The organism is Claveliimonas sp. (genome assembly GCF_037273965.1).
Taxonomy (GTDB): domain Bacteria; phylum Bacillota; class Clostridia; order Lachnospirales; family Lachnospiraceae; genus Claveliimonas; species Claveliimonas bilis.
Genome location: NZ_JAYAZJ010000117.1, coordinates 1 through 16,559 on the forward strand (window position 1 = coordinate 1; position 16,559 = coordinate 16,559).

The following is a 16,559-nucleotide window of genomic DNA, read 5'->3' on the forward strand; positions in this document are numbered from 1 at the left end:
GGCGAATGCCCGTGAGCGAGAGACTTCTGTCTCGAGCTCGCATGGCTCTTTGCGGGGGCTTGTCTTTCTTAGGGCGAATGCCCGTGAGCGAGAGACTTCTGTCTCGAGCTCGCATGGCTCTTTGCGGAGACTTGTCTTTCACAAAGCCACCGGGCACACTACACAAACAACAATCCAACAACCAGGTGAATATATGAATCAAAAAACACTGAATAAACTTGAATACAACAAAATCATCGAACTTCTGGCACAGCAGGCCACCTGTCCCGGAGGCGAACGCGCCTGCCGGGCTTTAAAACCGTCTGCCGACTTAACTGCCATCGAAACAGCACAGGCGGAAACAGAAGCCGCTTTTTCAAGGATTGTCCGCAAGGGAAAACTTTCTCTTAGCGGCTGTTATCCTGTATCCGACTCTCTGAAACGCCTGGAAATCGGCGGAACTTTAGGAGCCGGAGAACTGCTGCGCATCTGCAAGCTTCTCTCGGCTGCAAACCGCGCGAAATCCTACGGACGCCACGAGACAACGGACGATCTTGCAGATTGTCTGGATCCGTATTTTGAACAGATCGAACCCCTTACCGTTCTGTCGTCCGAGATTGAACGGTGCATCATCAGCGAGGAGGAGATCAGCGACGATGCAAGCCCTGCCCTGAAGCAGATACGCCGGCAGATCGGCCTTGCAAATGACCGGATCCATTCCACCCTCACCTCCCTTGTAAATGGTTCCATGCGCAGTTATCTTCAGGACGCATTGATCACCATGCGGGGAGACCGTTACTGCATCCCTGTCAAAGCAGAATACAGAAGCCAGGTTCCCGGTATGATCCACGACCAGTCGGCCACCGGATCCACTCTTTTCATCGAACCAATGTCTGTTGTAAAGCTGAATAACGACCTAAAGGAGCTGTACGGCAAGGAACAGGAGGAAATCCAGGTGATCCTGGCCTCTCTTAGCGCCGCTGCCGCCGAGCACATCGATGCCATACGCGCCGATTACCAGATCATGACTACCCTTGATTTTATTTTCGCAAAGGGGAGTCTTGCACTGTCCATGAACGCAAGCCGTCCGGTCTTCAATCAGGACCGGCGCATCCATATACGTGAGGGCCGCCATCCTCTCCTTGACCGGAAAAAGGTAGTTCCCATCACCGTGACGCTGGGGGATACCTTTGATCTTCTGATCATTACCGGTCCCAACACCGGGGGAAAAACTGTCTCCCTGAAGACAGTGGGACTTTTCACCCTCATGGGACAGGCCGGACTTCATATTCCCGCCCTGGACCGCTCTGAACTGGGTGTTTTTGAAAATGTCTATGCAGATATCGGAGATGAGCAGAGTATTGAGCAGAGCTTAAGTACCTTCTCGTCTCATATGACAAATATTGTCTCCTTCCTGAAAAAGGTCACCCCGTCTTCTCTCGTCCTCTTCGACGAGCTGGGCGCCGGAACAGACCCTACAGAAGGTGCAGCTCTTGCCATTGCCATCCTAAGTCATCTTCATCGGCAGGGAATCCGCACCATGGCAACCACCCATTACAGTGAGCTGAAGGTATTTGCCCTTTCGGAGAAGGGCGTGGAAAATGCCTCCTGTGAATTTGATGTGGAAACTCTCCGTCCCACTTATCGTCTTTTGATCGGTATTCCCGGCAAGAGCAACGCCTTTGCCATTTCCAGCAAACTGGGGCTTCCCGACTACATTATTGAGGACGCCCGCCGTCAGCTTTCCTCCCAGGATGAATCCTTTGAGGACATTTTAAGCAATCTGGAACAGAGCCGGCGCACCATTGCCCGGGAGCAGGAGGAGATTGCCGCTTACAAGCGGGAGCTGGAAAAACTGAAATCCGAAGCGAAACAAAAACAGGAAAAACTGGATGCGCAGCGGGAACGCATCATCAATGAAGCCAACGAAAAGGCCCGCACTATCCTGCAGGAAGCCAAGGATGTGGCCGATGAAACAATGAAAAATTTCCGGCGTTTCGGCAAGGAAAACATTTCCGCCTCCGAGATGGAGAAAGAAAGGGAACGCCTCCGCCGCAAGATCGCCGCATCAGAGTCCGGAAATTCCCTGCAGACAAGGAAGCCTGCCAAGGTTCACAAACCAGGCGATTTCAAATTAGGGGAATCTGTCCGTGTCCTCAGCATGAACTTAAACGGTACTGTTACCTCTCTTCCCGATTCCCGCGGAAATGTAACAGTGCAAATGGGAATACTCCGCTCACAGGTTAATATTTCCGATCTGGAGATCATTGAGGAAAAGCCGGTATATACTGCTGCCAAGAACAGACGTAATACATCCCAGGGCAAAATGAAGATGGGCAAATCCCTTTCTGTCAGCCCGGAGATCAATCTTCTGGGAAATACAGTGGATGAGGCGATTGCCAAACTGGATAAATATCTGGATGACGCTTACCTTGCGCATATTAACCAGGTGCGGATCGTTCACGGCAAAGGAACCGGAGCGCTCCGCAATGGAATCCATAATTATCTTCGCCGTCAAAAACATGTGAAAAATTATCACCTTGCCGCTTTCGGCGAGGGAGATGCCGGCGTAACTATTGTAGAATTTAAGTAACCAGGGGGGAGAACTATGGTAACGAAACAGAAAATCTTAATTGTAGACGATGACGAAAATATTGCTGAACTGATTTCGCTGTATCTGACAAAGGAATGTTTTGACACAATGATGGTCCACGACGGAGAAGAAGCATTAAAAACCTTTGATCTTTATCAGCCTAATCTGATTCTCCTTGATCTGATGCTGCCCGGTATTGACGGCTATCAGGTGTGCCGGGAAATCCGCAGCCGTTCTCAGACGCCTATCATCATGCTTTCCGCAAAAGGTGAGGTTTTTGACAAGGTGCTGGGGCTGGAACTGGGTGCCGATGACTATATTCTGAAACCATTCGACTCCAAAGAACTGGTGGCTCGTGTGAAGGCTGTCCTTCGGCGGTATCATCCTGTCAAGACAGAGGAACCGGAAAAAGATCGCGGGAAATACGTGGAATACCCCGGTATCGCGATCAATCTTACAAACTATTCTGTTCTTGTAGACGGCAAAAATGTGGATATGCCTCCCAAAGAGCTGGAGCTTCTCTATTTCCTTGCCTCCTCGCCCAATCAGGTATTTACAAGAGAACAGCTTCTGGATCAGATCTGGGGCTATGAATACATCGGCGACACAAGAACAGTAGATGTCCATATCAAACGGCTCCGTGAAAAGATCAAGGATCATCCATCCTGGAGTCTTAGCACAGTATGGGGAATCGGCTATAAATTTGAAGTAAAGTAACGGCTAAGTAAATCTTTTATGAAATAAATCTTCTATGGAGAACAGTCATGATCTTTCACCGTTCTAAACAAAATCAGCGGAAGGCTACCCTTCCGCTTAACAGCACACTATATCTGAAATTTATTGTTATTTATATTGTGTTTGGCTTTCTGGCCCTTTTCACTGCTGCCACATTGACTTCCAGTCTGACTTACACAAGTCTCAAGGAATCTGCTGCCAGCAGACTGTATTCCGAAGCTACTGTCTTTGCCAATGATTATCTTCCGGATTATTTCAACGAATTCTTATCTTCTTCTGAAGTTCGTATGCAGCTGGAGGGAATGAGTTCTTACACAGACGCTTCTGTCTGGCTGGTAGACCGGGAAGGTACTCTTTTGTTTTCTGCCCATCCGGATATCTATCCATCCGCCCCCTCTGCGATTGAAAATTTCAACCCGGCCGAAAACGGAAGTTCTACTTATCAGGAGGGAAATTATCATGGCTACTTTTCAGAACCCGTTCTTACCGTCATGGTCCCGGTGATCCGCGGTTTTTCCACAGACGGATATCTTCTGATCCACAAATTCGTATCAGATATCACCCAGTCGAGAGACATGCTGATGCAGTTTGTATACATTACTGTCATCATCATTTACCTTCTCTCTTTTATTGTACTGCTGGCCTTTCAGGTTCTCGTATACCGTCCCTTGCGCAAGATCACAGAGGCGGCGACTCAGTATGCCTCGGGAAATCTGGACTACGAGATTCCTGTCACCACGGAAGATGAAATGGGATACCTGTCCGCCTCTTTAAACTATATGTCATCACAACTCAAAGATATGGAAGATTATCAGAAAAAGTTTGTCGCTAATGTATCCCATGATTTCCGATCTCCGCTTACATCCATTAAAGGTTATGTGGAAGCCATGGCAGATGGAACGATTCCGCCCGAAATGCAGGAAAAGTACCTGAAGATCATTCTCTTTGAAACAGAACGTCTGACGGATCTGACACAGGATCTCCTCACATTGAATGAATTTGACACAAATAACCTTCTTTTAAACAGGGAAAATTTTGATATTCACGAAGTCATTAAAAATACGGCCGCCTCTTTCGAGGGAACATGCACCCACAAAAAAATTTCTATCGAGCTTGTTCTCGCCACAAAACATGTGAATGTCTATGCAGATAAACGTAAGATCCAGCAGGTTCTCTATAATCTGATCGACAATGCCATTAAATTCAGCGAGCCGGAGTCCACCGTCATTGTAGAGACAACCGATCGCGGCGACCGGATCCACATTTCTGTAAAAGATTACGGGATAGGGATTCCAAGAGATGCCCTGAATAAAATCTGGGAGCGCTTCTATAAAACCGACAACTCCCGCGGAAAGGACAAAAAAGGCACAGGCCTGGGGCTCGCCATTGTTAAGGAAGCTCTCCAGGCCCATGGTGAAAATATTAATGTCATCAGTACTGAAGGTGTGGGAACTGAGTTTATCTTCTCTCTTCCCAAGAAAGCAAATTAGTACAGCATAGCTGCTATTTCGCCTTCCTCCATGTTATCTGCGTCTACCCAGACGTATCCGGAATCGATTTCCGCTTCATTTCCCATATCCAGAATAGAACGGGCGCTTGCCACAATGGCTGCATATCCCATTCCGTAAGGATTCTGAGCTACAAGTCCGTATATACTGCCGTCCTGCAAAGCCTGAACCTCTTCTTCGGTAGCGTCAAAGCCTACAATCTTCACATCTTTTTCCAGACGGGCGGACTGCTCTGCCGCTGTCATGACTGCATTTCCGCTTGTACCATATATCCCTTTTACATCCGGATTCTTTGCAAAAATATAATCCATCAGTTCGTCATCTGTGATATCAGCTGCCTGAACCTGCGTTTCCGGATCCTCATTCACTCTGGCCTCTTCTCCTGCCTTTGCATAAGTTCCTCCATTTATCTCATCTGCCATCGTCTGCTTCAAACTATCCAGATCTTCCAGATAATAAATGTTTTTCACTTCCATCTCCGGATAATCATTCTTTATCTTATTGACAAAAGCTTCTTCTCTCTCTTTTGCGGTAATAGATCTGGAATCATGGACAAAGACCATGACTTCTCCTTTGTTCTCCAGCGCTTCTGCCATATGTACGGCCGCCTCCTCTGCTGCCGCTGTATTGTTTGTGCTGATTCTTGCCATGATATTCTGATAGTTGCTGCCTGAATCAAAGGTTACAACAGGAATCCCATTCTCTGCTGCCAGGTCAAACTGGACATCACATGACTGTGAATCAATGATCGAAATCGCTACTGCGGCAGGATATCTTGCCAGCTCTTCATCCAGGATGTTCACCTGTTCATCTACGTTTCCATTCTCACCGGGGCCGCTGTATACCATACGTACCTTATCGTCCCCTTTATATCCAAGCGCTTCATTTATATCATCCACGGCCTGCTGTGCCCCTTCTTGTACATTATCCCAATAATCTCCCGAGGCAGCCTTGCCGAGCAGGGAAAAATATGTTCCCGGCTCCAGATTCAGCCCTTCTACATTTCCATAGGCTGTCGGATTCAGGGCATCCAGTCTGATCTTTTCTTTGTCCACTTTTTCTTCTGTTTTATTAACGGTTGTTTCCCGCTCTTCTCCGTCATTGGACTGAACAGCGCAGCTGCAAAAAAGTAAAGCTGTGCTTAATACGATTGCTGATAATTTCCACTTTTTACACATTACTTTCCTCTCCCTGCATCATATTTTTTTACGTAACTACAAACACTATACACCAAAACAGCGGGAAAATGTAAAAAATTTTTCTTAAATTTTACTGAGAACTTTCTATTATTTTTGTATACTGTATTCAATTTAGTACAATATTCTTATTGACTAAATGATATTCGTTCTCATATAATAATCTCAACCGGTCTGTATCAGGTTTGACCGGTTGGTAATTGATCAAACAGCTCATTTAAGGAGGAACCTTTTATGGAAAAACATTGGATCTCTGAAAGCTGGGACGGCTTCCGCCCCGGTAGATGGAACCGTACATCCGTCAATGTGCGCGACTTCATTCAGAATAATTATACTCCCTATGAGGGAGATGAAGCTTTTCTTGCAGGCCCCACAGAGGCCACCAGAAAACTTTGGGAGCAGGTTATGGATCTGTCTAAAAAGGAGCGTGAGGCAGGAGGCGTCCTTGATATGGATACGAAGATCATCTCCAGCATTACTTCACACGGACCGGGCTATCTCAACAAAGACCTGGAACAGATCGTAGGCTTCCAGACAGACAAACCTTTCAAGCGTTCCCTGCAGCCTTTCGGAGGAATCCGTATGGCACAGAATGCATGCCACGAGAATGGATACGAAGTAGATCCTGAAGTGGTGGATATCTTTACCAAATACAGGAAAACTCACAATCAGGGGGTATTTGACGTCTACACGCCGGAGATGCGCCTTGCCAGAAAGTCAGCGATCATCACAGGTCTTCCGGACGCTTACGGACGGGGACGCATCATCGGCGATTACCGCCGCGTAGCTCTGTACGGAACTGACTGGCTGATCGAGGACAAAAAGCAGCAGCTTGCCACCTCCCTTGTCCGTATGACCGGAGATAACATCCGTTTAAGAGAAGAACTGGCAGAACAGATCCGGGCCCTCGGCGAATTGAAAGAATTGGGAGAGATTTACGGATTCGATATCAGTAAGCCGGCCAAAAATGCCAAAGAGGCAATTCAGTGGCTCTACTTCGGCTACCTGGCAGCCGTCAAAGAGCAGAACGGCGCTGCCATGAGTCTGGGCCGCACCTCTACCTTCCTCGACATCTATATTCAAAGAGATCTTGACCGCGGACTTATCACGGAAGAACAGGCGCAGGAGTATATCGATCACTTTATTATGAAGCTTCGCCTGGTAAAATTTGCCCGTACTCCGGAATACAATTCCCTTTTCTCCGGAGACCCGACCTGGGTGACTGAATCCATCGGAGGAGTGGGCATCGACGGACGGCCGCTCGTGACGCGTACTTCCTTCCGGTATCTCCATACACTGGACAACCTAGGAACCGCTCCGGAACCGAACCTGACCGTATTATGGTCTACGAGGCTGCCACGGGCTTTTAAAGAATACTGTGCGAAGATGTCTATCAAATCTTCTTCCATTCAATATGAAAATGATGATCTGATGCGTGCTACCCATGGAGATGACTATGCGATCGCATGCTGTGTATCTTCTATGCGTGTCGGAAAGGAAATGCAGTTCTTCGGAGCCAGAGCCAACCTGGCAAAATGCCTCCTGTACGCTATCAACGGCGGTATGGACGAACGGCTGAAAGTACAGGTGGGTCCGAGATACCGCCCGGTGGAAACAGAATATCTGGATTACGATGATGTCATGCAGAAGTTTGACGATATGATGGAATGGCTGGCAGGCCTGTATGTCAACACACTGAACGTCATTCACTATATGCATGACAAATACTGCTATGAAAGGCTTCAGATGGCCCTTCACGACAGAGAAGTGAAACGTTACTTTGCAACCGGTATCGCCGGCCTTTCTGTTGTGGCCGATTCCCTGTCCGCCATCAAATATGCCAAAGTAAAGGCTGTACGTGATGAGGATGGTCTGGTGGTTGATTACGAAGTAGAAGGTGATTTCCCGAAATACGGAAACAATGACGACCGCGTAGATGAAATCGCAGTAGAGCTTGTCCGAAACTTCATGGATAAGATCCGCAAGCATCACACCTACCGTCATTCCATTCCTACTATGTCTATCCTCACCATCACATCCAATGTTGTTTACGGTAAAAAGACCGGAAATACACCGGATGGCAGAAAACAGGGCGAGCCTCTTGCGCCGGGTGCAAACCCGATGCATCAAAGAGACACTCACGGGGCTTTGGCTTCTCTTGCCTCTGTTGCAAAGATCCCATTCCGCCATGCACAGGATGGTATCTCAAATACCTTCTCCATCATTCCGGGAGCGCTCGGAAAGGACGACATGATCTTTGCCGGGGACCTGGATCTTGACAGGCTGGAGGCAGAGTGCGGAAATATGGCGTGCAATATTCCAAATATCGAAGAGAGCATTGACCGCGAGTAATTTAACTGGTATTGTAAATAGAAAGGAGAATCATTATGACAGTAAATAAACAGCAGGTAGATAATCTTGTATCCATGTTAGACGGCTATGTTGAACAGGGCGGACACCATCTGAATGTAAATGTATTCACAAAGGAAACTCTTCTGGATGCCCAGAAGCACCCCGAAAAATATCCGCAGCTCACTGTCCGTGTATCGGGATATGCCGTAAACTTCATCAAACTGACGAAAGAGCAGCAGGATGACGTTATTGCCAGGACATTCCACGAAAATCTTTAAGCTATGAAAGGTTTTGTGCATTCGATAGAAAGCTGCGGCACTGTGGACGGTCCCGGGATCCGTTATGTGATCTTCCTTCAGGGCTGTCCCATGCGGTGTCAGTACTGTCATAATCCGGATACATGGGAGTATGGAAAAGGAACGGAAATGACTGTCCAGGAAGTTCTGGAAGGCTTTTATTCCAATCTTCCTTTCTACAGAAATGGAGGAGTGACTGTCACCGGAGGGGAGCCCATGATGCAGATGGATTTTCTGATCGAGGTTTTCCGTGATCTAAAGAAACACGGCATCCACACCTGCATCGATTCTTCGGGAATCATGTTTAATCCTCACAATGATGCCTTTATGAAACGGCTGGATGAACTTTTATCCATGACTGATCTCATCCTTCTGGATATCAAGCATATAGATGACAGACAGCATCAGATTCTGACCGGACATTCCAACCGCCAGATTCTGGCTTTTGCCAAATATCTGGATGAACGGGGTGTCCCTGTATGGATCCGTCACGTTGTCGTCCCCGGCATTACACTGTTCCGGGAATATCTGGAACAGCTCGGAGCATTTATGGGGACTTTAAATAACGTGAAAGCCCTGGATGTGCTTCCCTATCATTCCATGGGAAAAATAAAATATAAAACCCTACATCTTTCCTACCCATTGGAAAATACCAGGGAAGCCACCAGGGAAGAAGCGGCTATGGCAAAACACATTATTTTATCCGCCTACAAAAAGGCTAAAAGTTGAAAATGACATTCAATTTCTTGTCCTAAATTTAGAACATCTTTTTCTCTTGTATATTTGTTTTTTTTGTATTATGATATGTATAAACCAAGTAGACTTATGTTCTATAATGATAAAGGAGGATATACCAATGGCACATGTAATTAGTGATGAATGTGTAAGCTGTGGAGCTTGCGAAGCAGAATGTCCAGTAGGAGCTATTTCTCAGGGCGCTGACCACTATGAAATCGATGCAGACGCTTGTGTTGACTGCGGAGCTTGTGCAGCTCAGTGTCCAACAGGAGCAATTTCCCAGGGCTAATTCATCTCTGGAAACATAAAAACAAAAAAGAAAGCAAAAAAGACAGGCTGGTTCGACAGACTGTCTTTTTTTCGCCTCTTTTTGTATTTTCCGGCGGAATATGTAACTAAGATTCCCCGGGCACATCCTCCTTTTGACAATATCTTCACTGTGTACATGCTATACTTGGAATTGCAAAGGGGGTATGAATATGGGAAACGCACTTAACACATTAAGCAGTGCAACAAAAGAAGATACCAAACTATACAATTGTATTAAAGAGCTATATGAACAGGGCGTTCCATTTGACGAGCTGAAAGCTCTCATTCCCGATATGAAACGCACCAGAGAACAGCTCCGCATGAAGCGTATGCTGGAAAATAATAACGAAGTGCTGACAGCTATGATCACAAAAGAACTGTCCTTCCTCCTGGATGCCAAAGAGCGGCAGGAAGAAGAACAGTTCAAACGGCTGGATCAATTGATCCGCCAGCAGCAGTCCTTTCGGAAAGAAGCTGCCAAAGCAGGACCGGCAGAACGGCTGAAACGCCTACTCCTGCCAGGATAAATTGGCAAACTTCGTGTAATCCGGCAGCCATGCCAGATGAACGGTCCCTATGGGGCCGTTTCTTTGTTTTGCGATAATAATCTCCGCCTGATTAGGCGTCTCTGTATCTTTATTATAATAATCGTCACGGTAAATAAACATTACCACATCGGCGTCCTGCTCAATGGCTCCCGACTCTCTAAGGTCGGAAAGCATCGGTCTGTGATCGGGCCTTTGCTCTACCGCACGGCTGAGCTGTGATAATGCGATTACGGGAACATTCAACTCCCTTGCCACGCCCTTCAGGGATCTGGAAATATCAGAAATTTCCTGCTGACGCGACTCCGCACGCCCGCCTACTCTTCCGGTCATCAGCTGCAGGTAGTCAATGATGATCAGGTGAAGATCCTGCTCCAGCTTATACTTCCTGCATTTGCTTCTTAATTCGGAAATGGAAATTCCCGGCGTATCATCAATAATAAGGTTGGACTTTCCGATAATCCCCGCACTTTCTATCAATTTTTCCCAGTCATCGTCCTTTAAGTTTCCGGTACGAAGGGCCTGAGAATCCACCTGTGACTCCAGGGAAAACAATCGGTTTACCAGCTGCTCCTTGGACATCTCCAAACTGAAAATGGCTACGGTCTTATTGCTTTTAAAAGCCGCATGCTGTGCAATATTCAAAACAAAGGCTGTCTTTCCCATAGAAGGCCTTGCCGCTACAAGGATCAGGTCCGACGGCTGCAGTCCTGACAGCTTGTAATCCAGATCCAGGAATCCGGTAGGAATACCGGTGACAGTCCCCTTCGTCTTTGCCGCCTTCTCAATCCGGTCCAGGGCATTTAAGACAACCTGCTTGATGGGCACATAATCTCCTGTGCTTCTTTTCTGGGCCAGCTCGAAAATGCTCTTTTCCGCTGTCTCCAGGATCGCTTCCATTGAATCGCTTCCTGCATAACAGGAATTTGCAATCTCTTCATTTGTCTTTATAAGCCTGCGGAGCATAGATTTTTCAAACACAATATCCGCATAATATTTAACGTTCGCTGAAGTGGGAACTGCGGCAACCAGATCGCGGACAAATTCCAGACTGGAAATTTCATCCGGTACATCCTTTTCCTTCAGCCTCTCCTGAAGAGTGATCAGGTCCACCGGCTTCCCTTCATTGAAAAGCTCTGTCATAGAATCAAATATAACGCCGTATGAAGTTTGATAAAAATCTTTGCCGCTGATGATTTCAGAAGCGGTCATGATCGCATCCTTGTCCATCAGCATGGCGCCTACGACAGACTGTTCCGCCTCTATGCTGTGAGGCGGTACACGTTTAATGAGAGCTTCCTCCATCTCCGGCATCGTTCTATGCCTCCTCTGTTACATTTACTTTCAGCTCTACAGTCACTTTCGCGTGAAGTTTTACAGGAACCATGTGAGTTCCCAGGGTTTTCAGCTGTTCCTTAAGCTGGATCTTTTTCTTATCCACTTTCAGTCCCATCTGCTCTTCCACAGCCGACGCAATTTCCTTGGAAGATACAGATCCGAAAGCCTTGCCGCCGTCTCCGGTTTTAATGGAAATGGTCACCTTGCCTTCCTCCAGCTTCTTTCCAAGTTCTTTTGCCGCATCCAGCTGTTCCTGTGCAATCTTCTCCTGATTTGCTTTCTGCAGTTTCAGGTCATTCATATTACTTTTGTTTGCCTCTGCTCCCTTTTTTGTCTTCAGCAGAAAGTTTCTTGCATATCCGTCATTTACCTCTACAATCTCCCCTTTTTTCCCGAGAGACTTTACATCCTCCAATAAAATTACTTTCATCTATATATCTCCTTTTTCTTTCATTTCAGTAAGCACTTTCTTCAGATCCGCCACGGCTTCATCCAGATCCGTATGATCAAACTGGGCTCCTGACGCGTTCATATGACCTCCGCCGCCAAGCCGCTCCATGATCACCTGCACGTTTATCTCATCAATCGAGCGGGCGCTGACATAGATCCTGCCGTTATACACTGTGAGCACAAACGTCGCCTTAATTCCGTCAATGTCAAGCAGTTCGTTGGCTGCCTGAGCCCCAATAATTGTCGGACTTTCGATCTTAAGATTTTCTCCTGTTGCAATTGCAAAATCATCCATATATACTTCCGCTCCGCTGATGATCCGCGCTTTCGCCTGATAGGATTTCAGATCATCCCGAAGAATTTTCCGGATAAACGGGATATCAGCGCCGCACCTTCTTAAGAAGGCCGCCGCCTCAAAAGTACGGACTCCTGTCTTATTCAGGAAATTATTCGTATCGATCATAATTCCTGCATAGAGACTGTTGGCTTCCATGGCCGGTATTTTGACATCATCTACAATATACTGCAGAACTTCTGATACCATCTCACACGCCGACGATGCGTACGGCTCAATGTAGGACAACAATGCACTTTCAATATTATCACTGCTCTGCCTGTGATGATCAAAAACAACCACAGTCTTTGTCATAGTCAGAAGTTCCGGACATTCTGTCATCTTGGGACGGTTGGTATCCACTACGATCACCATGGAACTGTCATCAATCATTTCCTTGGCCTCACCGGAAGTCACAAACATATCATCAGGATAATTGGGATGATTGACAAACTCCTCATACATGATGCGGACAGAGGCGGAAATATTATCCACTACAATATGCGCTTTCTTTTCAAGAGCTGCCGCAGCGCGGTAGATGCCAATTGCCGCTCCCAGGCAGTCCATATCCATCATCTTATGCCCCATAACAAGGATCGTGTCATTGACAGTAATAAATTCGCGGAGTGCTTCTGCTTTTACTCTGGCCTTTACCCTCGTATTTTTGGAGGTCTGCTCCCGTTTGCCTCCGTAGTAAGTAATGCCGCTGCTGTCCTTAATAACCGCCTGATCTCCTCCTCTTGCCAGAGCCAGATCAATGGCTGCCCGGGCATAGGTATAGCTCTGCACGTAAGCAGTCTGACTAAGTCCGAGACCGATACTTAATGTGGCCGGAATATTATTCCCGATATTTACGGATTTTACATCCTCAAGAAGAGAAAAACGATCCGCTTCCAGTTCCTTGAAGCACTGTTTTTTCATAACGATAAAATATTTATCTGTCTCCATCTTCTTTACGATTCCGTCAAGACGGGCAATATACTGGTTGATCTTCCTGTCGATCAGCGCTACCAGAAGACTCTGGCGCACTTCCTCTACACTGTCGATCACCTCGTCATAATTGTCGATGTAGATCAGACCTGCTACCAGCCGCTGTTCTTCATTTTGACGAAGAGCAGTATTCAGTTCTGTCACATCGGAGAGATAGACCGCAATAAAATATTCCTTCTCTTCCGGCATTTCCAGAAGCTGTTCTGAATTACTGAAGCCTTCCACAGGCACCTTCCTAAGTTCTGCCCGGTACTCTTTATCTTTATAATAGACTTCCATCTCTACCGTCTGATTTTCTTCTTTCGGGAAAATGCTGCGGTTCAGCTCCGGAATGTAACGACTGAGGACATTTTCTCCCTTCAGCTTGCCCCCCAGTATCTCACGGAACTGATCATTCATCCACATCAGCTTCCCATCTTCCAGAAGAAGAGCATATGGTACTGCCAGTTTCTTCAAAAGAGTATTCTGTACGATTCCATACTGGGCTGCAAATTCCACCAGGTCTTTCATAACAAGGGACTTATTATAAAAATACATTACGCCCACGATGACAATATAGATCACAACAAAAAGACACATCAGCATCCCTGCCTTGCGATCAAGACGATAGATCCATATATTCATTGCGATCAGCAAAATGGACATAACAGCCGGCCATTGCATGTATACTCTTAGTTGTCCTTTTAATCGTACACTTTGTTTTTCTTTCTTCTTCATATTTATATCCCTCAAAAACAATACAACTGCACACTGTATTATACCACTTTTGCCAGTAAAAGGGAAGAATTTTAAATGCCGGCAGTTTTTTTTGCACGAAAGAAGGGGGACAAAGATTTTCCGAAAATCTTCGTCCCCCTTTTCAGCCCGGTCTGCTTTTCTTGAAACAGCAGCCCTTCCTTGCTTTTATGATTCGTATCCGTTAGGATTCTGTGACTGCCATCTCCATGTGTCTTCGCACATTTCATCCAGTCCTCTTTCCGCTTTCCAGCCAAGCACCTTCGCCGCCTTTGCAGGATCTGCATAGCACATTGCAATATCCCCTGCACGGCGCGGTTTGATCTCATAGGGAATCTCTTTCCCGCATGCTTTGGAAAATGCTTTTACCATGTCAAGAACCGAATATCCCTGCCCTGTTCCAAGGTTGATCACATCAAGTCCCGGATTAGTGAAAATATAATTGATGGCTTTCACATGACCGATTGCCAGGTCAACTACATGAATATAATCACGCACTCCTGTTCCGTCCGGCGTGTCATAGTCATCTCCAAATACACCCAGTTTTTCCAGTTTTCCTACTGCCACCTGTGAAATATACGGCATAAGGTTGTTGGGGATTCCTTTCGGATCCTCTCCGATACGGCCGCTCTTGTGCGCTCCCACCGGATTGAAATAACGAAGAAGGATCACATTCCATTCCGGATCCGCTTTCTGCAGATCTGTCATGATCTGTTCCATCATGGATTTTGTCCATCCGTACGGATTCGTGCACTGTCCCTTCGGGCATGCCTCCGTGATCGGCATTTCTTCCGGGCTTCCGTATACAGTTGCAGAAGAACTGAATACGATATTCTTTACGCCGACTTCTCTCATTACGTTCATCAGTGTTAAAGTTCCGGTAATATTATTCTGATAATACTCCAGAGGCTTGCGCACAGATTCTCCTACTGCCTTAAGGGCCGCACAGTGGATCACTGCATCGATCTTCTCTGCCTCAAACATAGCTTTTAACGCTTCTGCGTCCAGAACATCTCCTTCATAAAACTGAACGCTTTTTCCTGTAAGCTCTTCCACACGCTTCAGGGATTCTTTAGAGGAATTACAGAGATTATCATACACAACAACCTCATAACCTTCATTCAGAAGTTCCAGGGCTGTGTGGCTTCCGATGTATCCTGCACCGCCTGTGATCAATATTTTCATTTTAATTACCTCCTCATATACGGACTATGTTTTGATGGATCAACTATACTTTGATTATAATCATCACATCTTATAAATACTATAAACATCATGGTGAAAACTATAAAAATATTGCGTTTTATGCTTCTTCCCAGAGATGCTGCGGATAAACTCCTTCATCCTTCATTCTCTGGATCGCTTCCATAACAACCGGCTTGTCCTCTTTATAAGTCACTCCATACCACTTGTCCCTGGATTTCAGGACTGCTGCCGTCGCTTTTTCCTCTCCGATCAGATCGCTGACAACAGTAGGAAGGAAATATTCGCACTTCATCGGATTGCTCTTCAGGCCTTCCTCTAAGAATGCCGGGAATCTTTCCTTGATCTCTTTCAAAATGCTGGCTGTAAATCCCCACATATTCATGGAAACTGTTGTGTCTGCCGGAACGAATGTCCAGGTTGCTCCTTCATCCTCGGAATAGGCAATTCCGCCTTCTCTCTTCTCGATCCTGGTTCTTTCATGAATACCTGTCAGCTCGCCCTTTTCATTTATGTCGCACAGACCTCTGGCCACATGTCCGTTATCTGTAACCGTATTTCCCAGTTCATACCCTACCATAGTATAACGATATTTCTCATCATCCTCATGAGATGCAAGATAATCATAGATCAGTTCAAATGCTTCCCGTCCGTAATAGTCGTCAGCATTGATTACCGCAAACGGTCCGTCGATCTCATCGATCGCACTTAATACCGCATGGGCAGTTCCCCATGGTTTCACTCTTCCTTCCGGCACTTCAAAGCCTTCCGGAATATTCTGAATATCCTGATATGCATAGGCAACATCCATATATTTACTGATGCGTTCTCCTACATTCTCCTTGAAATCCTTTTCTATCTCATGCTTAATAATAAAGACAACCTTTTCAAATCCGGCTCTTTTCGCATCATACATGGAAAAATCCATAATAATATGCCCTTCTTTGTCTACCGGATCGATCTGCTTTAAGCCGCCGTATCTGCTTCCCATTCCTGCTGCCATAATTACTAAAACTGGTTTTTTCATCACTTTCATTTCCTTTCCAAAATTACACAGCCTGTCCGCTGCTGTCCTTTGTACATTTACGCTTATTGTAGTATAAAGAGCCAAAAAAATCTTTATCCTATTTTTTAATTGATTTGTACAATCTGCACTTTCTTTTTGCTTTTTTTACAAAATCAGGGTATAATGTTCACGTAAGCAAAGAGACATGCAGAAATACAAGAGATCAGCAGAGGCTGCTTGCAGACACTGCTG

General features: G+C 46.2%; 14 protein-coding genes. 8 read left to right on the forward strand and 6 right to left on the reverse strand.

Features of this window, described 5'->3' with window-relative positions; translation table 11 throughout:
- Positions 1–193: 193 nt before the first annotated feature.
- Genes WJ238_RS10415 through WJ238_RS10425 form a run of 3 tightly spaced genes read left to right on the forward strand, consistent with a single transcriptional unit; the run spans position 194 to position 4,797 of the window.
- Complete coding sequence (locus WJ238_RS10415; RefSeq protein ID WP_337606904.1) at positions 194–2,572, forward strand: endonuclease MutS2; 2,379 nt, start codon at positions 194–196, stop codon at positions 2,570–2,572.
- Positions 2,573–2,587: 15 nt separating this feature from the next.
- Positions 2,588–3,289 (forward strand): response regulator, encoded by a 702-nt coding sequence (locus WJ238_RS10420; RefSeq protein ID WP_230105053.1) that lies wholly within the window; start codon positions 2,588–2,590, stop codon positions 3,287–3,289.
- A gap of 47 nt (positions 3,290–3,336) precedes the next feature.
- On the forward strand, positions 3,337–4,797 hold the full coding sequence (locus WJ238_RS10425) for an ATP-binding protein (protein WP_337606905.1): 1,461 nt from the start codon (positions 3,337–3,339) through the stop codon (positions 4,795–4,797).
- Here the strand turns inward: WJ238_RS10425 and WJ238_RS10430 are convergent.
- On the reverse strand, positions 4,794–5,993 hold the full coding sequence (locus WJ238_RS10430) for a substrate-binding domain-containing protein (protein WP_316267604.1): 1,200 nt from the start codon (positions 5,991–5,993) through the stop codon (positions 4,794–4,796). The two genes, WJ238_RS10425 and WJ238_RS10430, sit on opposite strands and share 4 nt — an antisense overlap.
- 252 nt (positions 5,994–6,245) lie before the next feature.
- Here WJ238_RS10430 and pflB point away from each other — a divergent pair, with 252 nt between their 5' ends.
- From pflB to WJ238_RS10455, 5 genes are all read left to right on the forward strand, one after another.
- On the forward strand, positions 6,246–8,363 hold the full coding sequence (gene pflB / locus WJ238_RS10435; protein ID WP_230105050.1) for a formate C-acetyltransferase: 2,118 nt from the start codon (positions 6,246–6,248) through the stop codon (positions 8,361–8,363).
- A gap of 35 nt (positions 8,364–8,398) precedes the next feature.
- Positions 8,399–8,641 (forward strand): autonomous glycyl radical cofactor GrcA3, encoded by a 243-nt coding sequence (gene grcA3 / locus WJ238_RS10440; protein WP_230105049.1) that lies wholly within the window; start codon positions 8,399–8,401, stop codon positions 8,639–8,641.
- A 3-nt stretch (positions 8,642–8,644) separates the two neighbouring features.
- A complete protein-coding gene (pflA, locus tag WJ238_RS10445; protein ID WP_230105048.1) occupies positions 8,645–9,388 on the forward strand; it encodes a pyruvate formate-lyase-activating protein in 744 nt (247 codons plus the stop codon).
- 127 nt (positions 9,389–9,515) lie between these two features.
- A complete protein-coding gene (gene fdxA / locus WJ238_RS10450; RefSeq protein WP_022319077.1) occupies positions 9,516–9,686 on the forward strand; it encodes a 4Fe-4S ferredoxin in 171 nt (56 codons plus the stop codon).
- A gap of 190 nt (positions 9,687–9,876) precedes the next feature.
- On the forward strand, positions 9,877–10,233 hold the full coding sequence (locus tag WJ238_RS10455; RefSeq protein WP_230105047.1) for a hypothetical protein: 357 nt from the start codon (positions 9,877–9,879) through the stop codon (positions 10,231–10,233).
- On the opposite strand, the gene dnaB is transcribed toward WJ238_RS10455, so the two are convergent.
- The 5 genes from dnaB to WJ238_RS10480 all read right to left on the reverse strand — a co-directional run bounded on the left by dnaB (position 10,216) and on the right by WJ238_RS10480 (position 16,328).
- A complete protein-coding gene (gene dnaB, locus WJ238_RS10460) occupies positions 10,216–11,556 on the reverse strand; it encodes a replicative DNA helicase (protein ID WP_230107579.1) in 1,341 nt (446 codons plus the stop codon). The two genes, WJ238_RS10455 and dnaB, sit on opposite strands and share 18 nt — an antisense overlap.
- 13 nt (positions 11,557–11,569) lie before the next feature.
- Entirely contained in the window at positions 11,570–12,019 is a 450-nt protein-coding gene (gene rplI, locus WJ238_RS10465) for a 50S ribosomal protein L9 (RefSeq protein ID WP_230105046.1), read from the reverse strand.
- Complete coding sequence (locus WJ238_RS10470; protein WP_337606906.1) at positions 12,020–14,080, reverse strand: DHH family phosphoesterase; 2,061 nt, start codon at positions 14,078–14,080, stop codon at positions 12,020–12,022.
- 186 nt (positions 14,081–14,266) lie between these two features.
- The gene (gene galE / locus WJ238_RS10475) at positions 14,267–15,283 is read right to left on the reverse strand and encodes a UDP-glucose 4-epimerase GalE (RefSeq protein ID WP_230105044.1); all 1,017 of its coding nucleotides are present in this window, start codon (positions 15,281–15,283) and stop codon (positions 14,267–14,269) included.
- A 118-nt stretch (positions 15,284–15,401) separates the two neighbouring features.
- Positions 15,402–16,328 (reverse strand): sugar phosphate nucleotidyltransferase, encoded by a 927-nt coding sequence (locus WJ238_RS10480; protein ID WP_337606907.1) that lies wholly within the window; start codon positions 16,326–16,328, stop codon positions 15,402–15,404.
- Between the last annotated feature and the right edge of the window lie 231 nt (positions 16,329–16,559).

Coding starts and splice junctions, on each gene's coding strand:
- rplI (WP_230105046.1), bottom strand. CDS start 12,019: ATGAAAGTAATTTTATTGGAGGATGTAAAGTCTCTCGGGAAAAAAGGG.
- WJ238_RS10470 (WP_337606906.1), bottom strand. CDS start 14,080: ATGAAGAAGAAAGAAAAACAAAGTGTACGATTAAAAGGACAACTAAGA.
- WJ238_RS10415 (WP_337606904.1), top strand. CDS start 194: ATGAATCAAAAAACACTGAATAAACTTGAATACAACAAAATCATCGAA.
- WJ238_RS10425 (WP_337606905.1), top strand. CDS start 3,337: ATGATCTTTCACCGTTCTAAACAAAATCAGCGGAAGGCTACCCTTCCG.
- pflA (WP_230105048.1), top strand. CDS start 8,645: ATGAAAGGTTTTGTGCATTCGATAGAAAGCTGCGGCACTGTGGACGGT.
- grcA3 (WP_230105049.1), top strand. CDS start 8,399: ATGACAGTAAATAAACAGCAGGTAGATAATCTTGTATCCATGTTAGAC.
- dnaB (WP_230107579.1), bottom strand. CDS start 11,556: ATGGAGGAAGCTCTCATTAAACGTGTACCGCCTCACAGCATAGAGGCG.
- pflB (WP_230105050.1), top strand. CDS start 6,246: ATGGAAAAACATTGGATCTCTGAAAGCTGGGACGGCTTCCGCCCCGGT.
- galE (WP_230105044.1), bottom strand. CDS start 15,283: ATGAAAATATTGATCACAGGCGGTGCAGGATACATCGGAAGCCACACA.
- WJ238_RS10480 (WP_337606907.1), bottom strand. CDS start 16,328: ATGAAAAAACCAGTTTTAGTAATTATGGCAGCAGGAATGGGAAGCAGA.
- WJ238_RS10420 (WP_230105053.1), top strand. CDS start 2,588: ATGGTAACGAAACAGAAAATCTTAATTGTAGACGATGACGAAAATATT.
- fdxA (WP_022319077.1), top strand. CDS start 9,516: ATGGCACATGTAATTAGTGATGAATGTGTAAGCTGTGGAGCTTGCGAA.
- WJ238_RS10430 (WP_316267604.1), bottom strand. CDS start 5,993: ATGTGTAAAAAGTGGAAATTATCAGCAATCGTATTAAGCACAGCTTTA.
- WJ238_RS10455 (WP_230105047.1), top strand. CDS start 9,877: ATGGGAAACGCACTTAACACATTAAGCAGTGCAACAAAAGAAGATACC.